Origin of the sequence: Pedobacter kyungheensis (genome assembly GCF_000812965.1) — a bacterium.
GTDB classification, from domain to species: Bacteria; Bacteroidota; Bacteroidia; order Sphingobacteriales; family Sphingobacteriaceae; genus Pedobacter; species Pedobacter kyungheensis.
In genome coordinates this window covers 462,636-475,408 of record NZ_JSYN01000002.1, presented here as the reverse complement: position 1 = coordinate 475,408, position 12,773 = coordinate 462,636, and the positions used below count along the sequence as shown (strand labels likewise).

Genomic DNA, 12,773 nt, shown 5'->3' with positions numbered 1-12,773 from the left:
ATCGGTTAACTGTATGTTGCCAAATCAGTTAACCGACTCCGAAATTGAGACTTTCGACTCAATATATTATTTAATCAGGTTGTAAAGTTCATCCAGTTTTGGCGAGAGTACAATTTCAATTCTTCTGTTTTTACTTCTTCCATCAGCATTTGCATTTGAACCCAATGGCTGGAATTCGCCTTTACCGGTAGCAGTCATCCTCACACTTTCTACCTTCTCGTTTTCGGTAAGGTAACGCACAACCGAAGTTGCCCTCAATACACTTAAATCCCAGTTATCCTTAATCTGGCCCAGGTTGTTTATTTTCTGGTTATCGGTATGGCCTTCAACTGCAATGTTAATTTCGGGCTGTTGTTTTAATACATTGGCCAGTTGGGTAAGGGCCTGTTTACCTTTTTCATCGATAATAATACTTCCTGACGGGAATAAGAGTTTATCGGTTAACGATACATAAACCTTTCCGTTTTTAATTTCAACGGTTAAGCCGCTTTTGGTAAAGCCCAGTAAAGCCTGCTGTAATTTTTCTTTAAGCGCATTGGTTGCTTCATCGCGTTTGCGCAGCACTTCTTCTACTTCTTTAAGGCGTTTTTCGCGGGCTGCCAGATCACCAGATAGTTTGGTAATTTCTGATGATGAATTGCTTTTTAGTTTTTTATAATTCGCATCAACGGTGTTGTAACTGTTCTGCAAATCGCGAAGCTCTTCGGCCATCAGGGTGGTATCTTTCTTTAACCTGTTTACTTCTTTTTCGAGGTTTTCAATTTTAATCAAACCCTCGTTAAAGGCAGTATACAGCGAATCTTTTGTACCAAGTAATGCTTTATACTTTTTAGGCGAGAGTACTACACAGGAACTAAGCGAAGAAATAAGTAAGAGGAAGGCAAATGCAAGAAAGGTGTTTTTCATTTTTTTATGTTCAAGAGTAAGGTTATTGGGTATTATGTAGCAAGTGTTAAGTAGCAAGTATTAGGTAGCAAGTATCAAGATTAAAGCTTCTAATTACTTTTTCATAATTGGTTATTGAGTATTGGTTATTAAAAACTGACAACTGCTAATTGTTTACTGATAACTGTTAATTGGCTACTGTTCAATAGCGTTTCGTAAAAATGCAACTAAAGGTTGTACGGTTTTAAAAGAACTTATCAACTTATTAACGAGGTTCGGTTTAAAAAATTCTTCATCATCGATTTGCATCGTTGCTTCAAAGCTTTTTAATTTCAGTAATTCGATATTCGGATCGGCTGGATCGTAACCTTTAGGGGCATTTTTAAGTGCATTATCAACTCCCAGTTTAAAGTTTTTCTTAAAATCCTTTTCATTAATAATGGCCTTAAAATCTTCGGCGTTATAATCGATTTCCTGTCTGATTAACTTTAAGTGTGGCACATCAGGCATCCAGTAACCTCCGGCAATGAAGCTCTTTCCGGGTTGAATATGCAAATAGTAACCTGGTTCGTTACCACCTTTTTTGGTAGAGAACCACATGCCATAATTATTTTTATAAGGATCTTTGTTTTTACTGAAACGAACATCGCGGTAAATACGCAACAGGCATTTTTTAGGGTCGGCCTCTGCCGAAAGTATAGGATCTATCTTTGCCAGTTCGGGTATAATGGCTGCTGCCAGGGCTAAAGCATCTTCTTTTGCGGCTTCGTACACCGCTTTGTTAGCTGCAAACCATTCGCGGTTATTGTTTTCAGCAACATCTTTTATAAAGTTTAAGGTTTCTTTTTTAAGCATACTTTGAGGTTAACTGGTTAATTGTTTAATAGATGACCTAACGATTAACCGGTTTATACAATTTAAACGATTAACCATAATTACGATTAACCCTAGTTACTTATCGTAATACGGCTTATACTTAATATTTGGCGATAAAACGTGAAGTAATATGATCCTCGAATATCGGTAATTAAAGGGATACAGGATAAAGCAGCCTGTAAAAATTACGATAAGGTAATGCCAGAAAGTACTATCGGTAAGTGGTCCGAATATTAAATAGGTAATGAAACTGGCTATCAGCATTTCGATCACGTTCATGGCGTAACTTACGTACATGGCCGCATAAAAATAGCCTGGTTCTATTTCAATCCGTTGTGCGCAGTGCCCGCAAATTTCTTTGGTATGCTGTATATTCCAGCCATACATGCTCCCGGTAAAAATATCTCCCCTACGGCAATGCGGACATTTACAATGCACAATGGCATAAAGTTTAGACGTAGTGCCAGACATACTTTTAATTTAAATTAAAAGGTTCTCTTTTCATATTGAGGTGGATGTTTTTTTTACGGTATTTTTTATACCACACCACGCCCACAATCAGCGCCATTAAATAAGGAATAGATAAAAGATACAGCACCCCTGTATTTAAGCCTGCCGTTTGTGTATTGCCGTTTTTAACACCTTGCTCGGCATTAATGGTACACATTGAGCATTGTGCATGCACATTGGGGCTTACTGCAAACGTAAGTGCCAGTATAAACAGGATAAAAATTGCTTTCTTTTTCATGGATTACAAATATAAGCATAAACGGTCGGAGGGGTTTAAAAATTATGTCATAAAAAAGCCCCTTGCTTTTTAGGACAAGGGGCACGGGAGAGAAAGATTAAAATTTAGATTTTAACTATTTACAGTGTTCCATATATAAACGAGCTGGCATCGGCTGTTCGGTAAAGACCGCCAAGCGACCCAACATTTGGTGTTGTACTGGTAACCCAATCAATTCTAAAAGGTCCGGTAAGCATATAATCTGCCAATGGCTTAATTTCGGTTGCTCTTGTTGGCCAGTTTACATTTCCTATCGGGTTATTATCAAGGGTAATTACATCGCCATTACGCGTATAGCCATATGTTGCAGAAGCCACAAAAGCTGAAGTACCTGATATATAATTTACAGCTACTTCAAATACACTATTACTGGTTAAGGTAAAAGTTGTTGATGAAATAGATCTATTTGTGGCTGCAAATTTTGAGACCATTGAGTTATATACTGCAGTAAATCCTGAGCTAACACCAGTTGGTAAACCTGTAGAAGAAATAGTTATTTTTCTATAGGTATAACTACTCGGAAAACCAAATAACAATGGAAGTGGCGTTAACGGTACCGGGCTTGATTTTATAATATATTCCTTCCCTGCAGCATCATACATTGCAAGCGTAGTTGCATCTTTCCAGGCAAACTTAACCAAAGTAACGCCTTGAAAAATCAAGCCTCCAGAAGTCATTGAAATCCCATCAGTTGTTAAGGCTATTTTATTAGTAGCAGAAACAACTGTTGTACCATCAGCCAATATACCAGTTAATGTAGTTCTTTTACCACTGGCCAGAACATTGGTAAAGTTAACACTTAAGCCGGCTTTGATTGTAGTACTACCAGAAATTACTTCGATATAAGGATTTTGTGTGGTTGCAAAGAATGATTTAAGTTTATCTGCAGAAGTTTTCAGTCCTTCAGCAGTATATGCTGCTTTTTGAGCTGCAGTTGCTTTAACCATTGCTAAGGTTTGGCGATAAGCTTTGCCTACAAAAAATATGCTATCGGCTGTAGAGCGGACATAAATGAATTCTACATCACTCTTAAAACCAGTATTGCCTGCTCCGCCGAAAACACTATTATTAGGATCGGCCAGCATAGAGATATAATTGTAAGTATCGAATATTAATTCGGTACCTAAAACGGCTTTAACCCTGAAAGTAGACTTTCCAAGCGTTTTTGCAGTATTATCATTTAAATCTGCATACATGGTAACATTTTGATTGGCATCAAATGTCATATAAAATCCGTAAGCACCACCAGCATTTGTAGGTAAAGTAGCTATCCAGCCATTAGGTGCCGAAGTTAGTGTATTCGTAACTGAAGCAATGGATTCAGCTATTCTTTCTTCTGGTTTCTGATCAAAATCAGAAACAAATGATGATTTCTTGCATCCTGAAATGATCAGTAATACAATAAAAAAATATAGTATCTTTTTCATATTTTACAATGCAGTTTGGCCTAATAAGCCATAAAAATAATTAGATGGTGTACCGCTTACATAAAAGCCAGCGTAACTATTGTAATTATCGGTACTAATATTCGCTGGCATCCAGTCAGCAATAAAATTGCTTCCAGTTAGATAATTAATTAGTGGTTGAGCTCCTGCTTGAATTACTGTTGCATTAGTCCATGGAGTAGTAGTATCTCTTGGTGTTCCAGCAGTAAACTTAGTAGCACCGGTAGTAGAATTGAATGTCATATTTAATGCATACAGCGCATCAAAAGTACTTCCTGCAGTATTGGTATAATTTAAGTACAGATTTGCGGCAGTAGTAGATATAAAGTCTAATCTTATGTAGTTCAATTTTCTATTCGCATTGCCTACGGCTGCCACAGCAGTTACTGATGCCTGGTAAGCAGCACTAAAATTTGTTGAAATACCAGATGAAGCATAAACCGGTTTAGAAAGATCGATTGTAATGTTTTTAAATAAGCCCTGGCCAATCCAGTAAGGAAAACTCGCTGACGGAAGCTTATAAGTATTTCTAACAACATTCTGAACTTCTCTTTGTAATGCTCTAAAGTCAACCCCTAAATTTATAGTAAAATATTGTACCACACTGGCTTCTTTAGCCTTTAATGCTGCTTTACCTACTGTGGTAGAAGCATTTGCACGGGCATCGAACCAGGCTTGACCTAATACGAGTAAATGAGCCGTTGTTTCAGCAAAATCTTCTCCGGGCTGGCTTGATGCATAAGGACTTACATAGCCATTATCTCTCGCCGTGGCATCAGATACCGTAGTCCACGTTGCCGCATAGGTCGACTTGGTAATAGTTTGAAAATCAGTAGGCATTGCAACCAATTGATTTAAAATATGCGTAAATTCATGATGAATGGTTCTTAGCTTTCTAGTTACACCGTCCGCATTATTTGCATCAAAATTATTTAAATCGTAAATGGTAACACGCTTTCCGGCAGATGCAGTAGCCAATATCATCGATCCATCGGTTTGGTAAGCACCTGATCCATATAGTACCCATTCTTTTGGTAGCATTTTTTTAATAAAAGGAATACCTGCTACTTTTTTATACGGATCTATAAAACCTTCTAATACGGTCTGCATCTGTGGCTGAACATTAGCCGGATTAACTGGGCTAACCACTTTATCATTATCCTTGTAAAAATCGCTATAGCGATAAATTACATCCATATTATAAGGATCCAGGAAAGTTGCTTTTAACCAATTATCCAATGCAGCATTGGCTACCGGATTATCAACATATTTAGTTAAATCAATGCTAGCTGAATCTTCTTTTTTACAAGATTGTATTGTTGTAAACAATAAAAACAATCCTAATATTCTTATTAAATTTCTTTTCATAATATTCTTATTAATTATCTAGGATTTAATGGCACACCAGAAAGTCTTGCTTCTTCAGGGATTTGAAATACTCTTTTGTTATCATCAGCCTTCAATTCGATAAATGTTTCATTACCCTGCGCATCAATGATATTATGTTTAACCGTCATTCTGGTACGAAGAATATCAAACCATCTGATTCCTTCCTGCAGGAATTGTGCTTTTTTGGTATCTAAGATTAACTTAATTAAACCATCTTTTGGATCGGTTATACCATAATAAGTCGAAATTTTAGCTAAAGTAGCAGCATCACTAGGAGTATATCCCCTTACATAGGCGGCAAGTCCTGTATTAATATCAGCCAACGACTTATCGAACTGACCTAACCTCGCGTAAGCCTCTGCCCTATTCATTAAGGCCTCATCTGTTGTAAGTGCGGGAGACATTAAATAAGTAATACCAATGTTTGAAACCTGATTAGTTACATAAAAATATTCCTTATACTTATAAGTGGTATAACTTGGCTTAGTATAGAAAAGAATTTTGTTTGCAAATGCTTTACCAGTGATATTGGTACCGGTACCAAACATTTTAACTAAGGTTTCGCCATAACCATATCTTGGAGATGTTAATCTCTGATAGCTGGAATACAGATTTATTATTAGCAGGTTATATTTCTGATCTGAACGTGTGAAAGCTGCTCGAAAATCCTCCGAACTCATATCATATAAAGCACCGTTAATTGGCCTGATAATACTCGCAAAGTTTTCAGTCGAAATTAAAGAAACATGATCTACCACCTTTTGCCATTCACCTTTAAACAAATAAAAACGGGCAGCAAATGCATGGGCTGCAGCTGGGGTAAAATGATATTTTGGAACCTTGTATGCAGATGCAGAAAGTAAGGCCATCCCATCTGTTAAATCCTTTTCAATTTTTTGATAAGTGGCAGCAACTGTCTCCCTGTCATATTGTTTAATTACAACAGTTTCTGGACTTGTTACATAAGGAATACCCGGAGAGTCATTTGCTCCACCAATTACATAGGCTTTTGCATAAAATGTTACTAACATAAAATGTGCATAAGCCCTTGCTACTAAAGCCTCGCCTTTATATGGTAATGCTGATGTACCAAAGTTATTGGTTTCAATAGCTTCTAGCGCCTGATTTGCCGCTGAAATAGCCTGGTAACAGGTATTCCAGTAATTAGATGGCGATCCTCTGTCAGCACCTAAAACATCATCCCAGTAATAAGGTTTACTCGAAACATCAGATAAGGTTCCAACACCAGAGCCTTTATCTTCAGCATTATCGGATGCTGCCTCAGCGAAAGTGTAATAATCTCCTTCAGGATATGCTGTAGCTAACAGTTGTGCTACTTTATCAACTGAATTAATTTCAGTTCTATTGTCAGGTGCTGTATCTAAATATTTGTTACATGATACTAAAGTAACAGCTCCAAAAAGAACAGCGTATTTTAATTTATTAAATTTCATAACAAAATATCTTTTAAAATCCAACCTTTAATGATAATGTATATTGTTTTGGTATTGGTAAGGCTACACCACCATTTCCAAAAAACTCGGGATCTTGTCCATTTAATTTTTTATCTGAATACAATAAGGCTATGTTGTTACCCACAAAGGATATAGATGCATTAGACATATTTAATTTAGACGTGATTTTTTTTGGCAAGTCATAGGTTAAAGATATTTGCTTAAATCTAATGAAATCACCTTTTGCTACCCTTTCTGTTGAAAAGTTATAAATATTGTAAGGGTAAACAGCAGATGTAGTAGCCCCTGTTGCATCAGTAACTAATCTTGCGGCCGTATATGGATCCAATATTGCAGGAACATTGGTAAAGGCCTCGTCACCAGGTTGCACCCATCTGTTTAGCATAGATTTAGTCATAGAATAAATATCCGGGTAGCTAGAAGAAAACTCTTGTGCTAAACGCACATAATTTCCTGCAGCGAAAGTGAACAAAGTAGATAAACTGAATTGTTTATACCTGAACTGGTTATAAAAACCTCCTGTTAGCTTCGGATCAATCGGGCCTTCATATTTTAGATTTGCAACTTTAGTACTTTGAAGATATACGTAAGTATTTTTTCTACCACTTTCATCAATGAAATATGGATAACCAAAATTATGATCTAAACCAGCGAACTGAATTGAGAATAAACCTCCTTGCGAATAACCAACTACAGAACCTCCATTGTCACTTACCAAGTCAAGAATTCTAGGTGTGTTTTGTAATTCTGTAATCTCGTTTTTGTTGTAAGCTGTGTTAAATTGAGTTCTCCATTTAAAATCTCCGCTGGTAATTGCGTTACCACCTAGGGTAATCTCAATACCTTTGGCTTTCATTTTACCATAATTGGCGTCTTTTGTATACTCTCCACCAATACCCGATGTTTTAATCTCCCCAATTAAATCATAAATATTTCTCTGATATAAATCAACAGTTAAATTAACCCTGTCTTTAAAAAATGTCAAATCAAAACCCAAATTGGCCTCTTTTAATTTTTCCCAGGTTAATTCGCTGTTGGCCAAACTAGATATATAAGTAAGGGTCTCTTTCTCATTTTCATAAGGCCTTCTACTTAACCTGTTATAGAAAAGTGCACCGGAATTATTTGCGTTACCAATATTTGCAACCAAACCATAGGTTCCTCTAATTCTGGCTGAAGACAGTACAGGGTTCTCAGCCCAGAAACTTTCCTGGTCTACGTTCCATGCACCTGAAACGTTCCAGGTTGGCAACCATCTTGCTGTTCTGCTTTTGCCCATTAAATTTGAGCCATCATATCTGGTTGTAGCATTAAAACTATACTTATCTTTATATGAATACGCTGCTCTTAAAGCAAATGCGGCAAAACGATCTGCTCCGTATCCCATACTATAATAAGGTGCATTCGATTCCTGGGCCTTCTTAAAATACAGATAGTTTGCATTAACAATTCCCCCGTTATCGTATTGATAGCCTACTCCATCAAATTTAGAATTTTGACGATCTATATATCTTACCTCCATTGATCCGAAGACATTTAAGCGATGATTTTCGTTAAACTTCTTATCAAATTCAAGGTTCTGTCTGAAATAATAATTCTTTAAATTATCATAAGTAACATTATAAAAGCCTCCTTCAGGTAAGGTCACAACCGGTAACTTAGTTAAATCGTCAGGATTTGTGTACAAAAATGGATTATCACCTACCGTCGTAGCGTCCTGAGCTGCTCTAAATGCCAAAGCCATATTGGAATTTTCTTTGATATAATGCTTACGATCGGTTTTTGCATATCTATAAGCTCCATCAATTGAATAGGTTAAAGAAGGGATAATTTTATATTTTAGTCCACCCTGTACTTTAAAATCAATCTGACCCAATTCTAAATAATTATTATCTAGCTCGTTTAATATATTAAAAGGCGCATAGTTCCTGTTAAAATACTCCAGGCTTCCATCTTCATTATACGCAGTCATGGCCCTGCTTGTATTTAAAGCATACGAATACGGGTTGATATCGAAGTTTCTTGAGAAGGTTCCGTAAACTGGATCTGAATTACGGGTTAAAGTTCCCGGAGCTCTTTGATCGCGAACAGAACCATTAATGATAAATTCACCACTCAACTTATTACTCATTTTAAAGGTCGATCTTAAATTACCCGTAAAACGATCCACACTATTTCCGATGGTCTGACCATTATCATGCAGGTAAGAGGTAGAAGCATAAGTTTGAAATTTCTCGGTACCTGAAGAAAAACTCATAGAATGCTCTTGCAATAATGAATTTTTAAATAAAACATCAAACCAATTTGTATTGGCATTGGCATATCTGTTTAAAAACTGAGCACGATCTGTTGCTGTATTTTTTAATGCATAACTATCTGTTGCAGCGTCATAATCATATAACGCATTATACATTTTATAAAATGGACCTCCATCAGCTCCTCTCGAAGCCGAAGTATGTTGAAAATACCCTTTATTCAGCATTTCCATCATAACGGACATTTGATCAGCTGAATTTAGCACATCAAATTGATTATAATTAGGCTTTAAGTAAGTTGTAAAGTTACCCGTGTAGCTAATTCTTGGAGCACCTTCTGTTTGACGGCCTTTTTTAGTAGTAACAACAATTACACCGTTCATTGCACGTGCACCATACATGGCTGTTGCAGCAGCGTCTTTCAAAATATTGAAGCTTTCAATATCATCAGGGTTTAAACCTGCAACTGATGATCCAATTAGCGTATTGGCATCACCCGTTGATAAGGCATCATTTGAAATATTAACTACATCTTCTAAAATAATCCCATCTACTACCCAAAGCGGTTTATTATCACCTGAGATTGAAGTAGCACCACGCACACGAATTTTTGGAGCGGCACCAAAAGTACCCGATACGTTTTGTACAGATACACCGGCAACCTGCCCTTCAAGCATACGACTAATGTCAGGTACACCATTACGCTGCGCATCAGCTGCTTTAACCTGAGTTGAAGAACCAGTAAATAATTTTCTGTCTAGTTGCTGATAACCTGTAGACACCACATTTACTTCATTAAGCTGGGCGGCGTCTTCTTCTAAAGTAACATTGATAACGGTTTTAGCACCAATTGGAACTTCAAGTGTTTTGTAACCAATGTAACTGAAAGTTAAAACTGCACCTTCTTTAACAGAGATTGTATAATCACCAGAGCTATTAGTTGATACCGCATTGGCAGCACCTTTCTCTCTAACACTTACACCCGGAAGCGCTGCCCCGCTTTTATCCCTTACCTTACCAGTTACTTTTACTGCCACAAAATAACCAATCACTTTATCCAAAATTGTTTTTTCTTTTGGCTTAATGAGGATGGTTTTATCTTCTATGGTATAGGTTAAATCATTTCCGGCAATAATTTTAGCCATTACTTCCTCAATGGTCGAATTGCTAAAATTTGCATTAAAAGTGGTGGTACTGCTGATTTTATTGGTAGAAAGCAGTACATCATAACCAGATTGCAATCTGATTTCGCGAAACATTTTTTCGAGCGTTACATTTTTTTCTTTTAATGTAACCAGCTGGCCAAATGAAGCTGCACTTACCTGCATTAAGGAGGCAAGCAGCACGACCGTAATTAACTTCATCATCAATAGCAATTTAGGGATGTAGCGGCGATGCGTACATAAAATTCTAATATAAATTTTGTACATTTAATAGTCTGTTTTTGTGCGGAACGCAAGAAGGTTTGGACGCTAAAATACGTTTCGCGGTTATCCAAGAAAATAATTGATTTTTAATCGATTCCGGTTTACGGAATAGCTAAACAGATCATAAAAGGGGTGTTACGAGCACTCCTTTTTTATGCGTTTAACTGTTGGATCGTCAGGAGTTTTGTCGAAGTGTATTCATAATTTGTTAAGTTAAGGTTGTTATTTAATTTATTTTTTAGAGATAAAGGTTAGTTACTCCTCCATCTTTTTTCTTTAAACCGTTACGATTACCCGATATGGACAATCATCTGTCGGGTTAAGTTGGTTAATCTTTTATTTTTTGAGAATAATGGTTAGTTAGTCCTTATCCTTTATTGTTAATCTTTATATACAATTACTTTATTGCCTTTAATATCAAAACGCACTTCACCAGTCTGCTCTAACTTGTGTAGTACCTTCGATATTTTTTCGAAACGGCTTACTGTTCCATAGTACATTACCTCTTTTGCCTCAGGATCTGCATATTCTATCTCTACATTGTACCACCTGGCAATTTTTCGTAAAATGCTCTCCTGTTTTTCATTATTAAACATAAAGTAGCCCTGCTTCCAGGCCACAGCTTCATCTACATCTACGTTTTTAACCGCAATACCCCTCGCGCTTACCAGCGACTGCTCACCGGGTTCGAGCACTTCACTTTCATTGGTATCGTTATGCGAAACGCGTACACTTCCTTCCAGTAATGTGGTTTTGGTTACTTGCTCTTCCTCATAGCTGTTAATATTAAAGTGTGTACCCAACACCTCAACGGTTTGCTTTGCTGTTTCTACCACAAACGGATGTGCTTTGTTTTTTGAAACTTCGAAATAAGCTTCGCCATCCAGTTTTACCAAACGTTCTTTAGCCGTACCAATATTAAGCGAATACTGGATTGATGAGGCTGCATTAAGCCACACTCTTGTACCATCGGGTAAACGGATTTGCCACTCGCCACCATTTGGTGTAGAAATGGTATTTAAGCGGGTATCGTTTGCATTTTCAGCTTCGGCAATGTTGTAAACCAATTCACCATTGGCAGTTTTAGTAATAGAAAAGCCTGCTTCTTTTGCTATATCACCTGTTAAAGCATCAGAAAGCGATATTTTCTTACCATTAGCCAAAGTTAAAACCGCTTTATTCTTCCCCGGTGCTACATCAGAAGCAAAAACATGCTCTTTCTTTTTATTTAGCGATAAATAAGCCGTGAACGAGAACACCACCAATACAGCCGCGGCTGCTGCCCATTTTAAAGGGCGTAGCAAAATGCTGCGCGGTGTTTTCTGCGGTTTATCTGTAGCCACGATGTTATTTAGAACAGACACCCACTTTTCAGTTTCGGTTACTTCAGTAGCAGCTCCCTCTTCGGCTTCAATCAGCTTTACGATTTCATCGCCAACAACAGATGCCGGATCAGTAGCCAATGCCAAAAGCTCCTGCTTTTCTGCCGGGCTTAATGCATCTGCCGTAAACTGTTTTAATAAGTAATTTATACGTTGTTCCATAATGGGGCTACAATACTAAGAAGCAGGAAATCAGATTTAGGACTATCCGGTTTTCAAAAAAAATTATTTTATTTTAAAAAAGAGGAATACAAACGGAAAAAGGAAAGCAATGCCATGCTGATCGAGGTGAATTCGAATAGATTTTAAAGCTGATACCAAGGCATTTTTAACGGTATTTGGAGATACCTTCAATATTTCAGCAATTTCGGGAATGGTTTTACCATCACGGCGGCTCAATTGGTATATTTTCCGACGCTGATCGGGCAGTTTGTCGATAGCAACGGCAATAATCCTGGTTACTTCGTTCAGATTAATGGCTTCAACAGTATTGTTATGGCTATCTGTTTGCTTAGCGGCAAAAGCATCGACCATTTTATCGGTTTTGAGTTTTTTACGCAGATAACTTAAACATTCGTTTGATACGTATTTGTACAAATAGGCTTTGATATTTTCAACTTCGGCCAGTTTATCGCGGTTAAGCCATACCCTTAAAAAGGCATCCTGGATTATTTCTTCAGCGGCATCATCAGATTTTGTAAATTTTGTGGCGAAAATCTGGAGTACAGGCAGGTATTTGAAGAACAACACAGAAAAAGCCTGCTCATCCCCCGCTACTATTTTTTCTATAAGCTTAAGATCATCTTCCTTATTTACCAGCGCCATACCTTAGTTTACCTACACTCCCGCATA

Annotated in this window: 10 protein-coding genes; all 10 read right to left on the bottom strand. The window is 37.2% G+C overall.

Translation table 11 applies throughout. The annotated features are described in order from the left end of the window. Positions 1 to 66: 66 nt before the first annotated feature. A complete protein-coding gene (locus OC25_RS02980) occupies positions 67 to 906 on the bottom strand; it encodes an OmpA/MotB family protein (RefSeq protein ID WP_039471492.1) in 840 nt (279 codons plus the stop codon). 174 nt (positions 907 to 1,080) lie between these two features. Then, positions 1,081 to 1,740, bottom strand: coding sequence for a DUF2461 domain-containing protein (locus OC25_RS02975; protein WP_039471490.1), 660 nt, complete (start codon positions 1,738 to 1,740; stop codon positions 1,081 to 1,083). 96 nt (positions 1,741 to 1,836) lie between these two features. Then, positions 1,837 to 2,232 (bottom strand): hypothetical protein, encoded by a 396-nt coding sequence (locus tag OC25_RS02970; RefSeq protein WP_039471488.1) that lies wholly within the window; start codon positions 2,230 to 2,232, stop codon positions 1,837 to 1,839. 4 nt (positions 2,233 to 2,236) lie between these two features. Then, positions 2,237 to 2,509 carry a hypothetical protein gene (locus tag OC25_RS02965; RefSeq protein ID WP_039471486.1) on the bottom strand — a complete coding sequence of 91 codons (273 nt, stop codon included), beginning with the start codon at positions 2,507 to 2,509 and terminating at the stop codon, positions 2,237 to 2,239. A 119-nt stretch (positions 2,510 to 2,628) separates the two neighbouring features. After that, positions 2,629 to 3,975, bottom strand: coding sequence for a DUF4302 domain-containing protein (locus OC25_RS02960; RefSeq protein WP_039471483.1), 1,347 nt, complete (start codon positions 3,973 to 3,975; stop codon positions 2,629 to 2,631). A gap of 3 nt (positions 3,976 to 3,978) precedes the next feature. Further along, complete coding sequence (locus OC25_RS02955; RefSeq protein WP_039471481.1) at positions 3,979 to 5,361, bottom strand: substrate import-associated zinc metallohydrolase lipoprotein; 1,383 nt, start codon at positions 5,359 to 5,361, stop codon at positions 3,979 to 3,981. A 14-nt stretch (positions 5,362 to 5,375) separates the two neighbouring features. Next, entirely contained in the window at positions 5,376 to 6,836 is a 1,461-nt protein-coding gene (locus OC25_RS02950) for a RagB/SusD family nutrient uptake outer membrane protein (RefSeq protein WP_039471479.1), read from the bottom strand. Positions 6,837 to 6,849: 13 nt separating this feature from the next. After that, positions 6,850 to 10,479 (bottom strand): SusC/RagA family TonB-linked outer membrane protein, encoded by a 3,630-nt coding sequence (locus OC25_RS02945; RefSeq protein WP_052265909.1) that lies wholly within the window; start codon positions 10,477 to 10,479, stop codon positions 6,850 to 6,852. 440 nt (positions 10,480 to 10,919) lie between these two features. Then, the gene (locus OC25_RS02940; RefSeq protein WP_039471477.1) at positions 10,920 to 12,083 is read right to left on the bottom strand and encodes a FecR family protein; all 1,164 of its coding nucleotides are present in this window, start codon (positions 12,081 to 12,083) and stop codon (positions 10,920 to 10,922) included. Positions 12,084 to 12,146: 63 nt separating this feature from the next. Next, on the bottom strand, positions 12,147 to 12,746 hold the full coding sequence (locus OC25_RS02935) for an RNA polymerase sigma-70 factor (RefSeq protein WP_039471474.1): 600 nt from the start codon (positions 12,744 to 12,746) through the stop codon (positions 12,147 to 12,149). Positions 12,747 to 12,773 lie beyond the last annotated feature (27 nt).

Coding starts and splice junctions, on each gene's coding strand:
- OC25_RS02980 (WP_039471492.1), bottom strand. CDS start 906: ATGAAAAACACCTTTCTTGCATTTGCCTTCCTCTTACTTATTTCTTCG.
- OC25_RS02975 (WP_039471490.1), bottom strand. CDS start 1,740: ATGCTTAAAAAAGAAACCTTAAACTTTATAAAAGATGTTGCTGAAAAC.
- OC25_RS02970 (WP_039471488.1), bottom strand. CDS start 2,232: ATGTCTGGCACTACGTCTAAACTTTATGCCATTGTGCATTGTAAATGT.
- OC25_RS02965 (WP_039471486.1), bottom strand. CDS start 2,509: ATGAAAAAGAAAGCAATTTTTATCCTGTTTATACTGGCACTTACGTTT.
- OC25_RS02960 (WP_039471483.1), bottom strand. CDS start 3,975: ATGAAAAAGATACTATATTTTTTTATTGTATTACTGATCATTTCAGGA.
- OC25_RS02955 (WP_039471481.1), bottom strand. CDS start 5,361: ATGAAAAGAAATTTAATAAGAATATTAGGATTGTTTTTATTGTTTACA.
- OC25_RS02950 (WP_039471479.1), bottom strand. CDS start 6,836: ATGAAATTTAATAAATTAAAATACGCTGTTCTTTTTGGAGCTGTTACT.
- OC25_RS02945 (WP_052265909.1), bottom strand. CDS start 10,479: ATGATGAAGTTAATTACGGTCGTGCTGCTTGCCTCCTTAATGCAGGTA.
- OC25_RS02940 (WP_039471477.1), bottom strand. CDS start 12,083: ATGGAACAACGTATAAATTACTTATTAAAACAGTTTACGGCAGATGCA.
- OC25_RS02935 (WP_039471474.1), bottom strand. CDS start 12,746: ATGGCGCTGGTAAATAAGGAAGATGATCTTAAGCTTATAGAAAAAATA.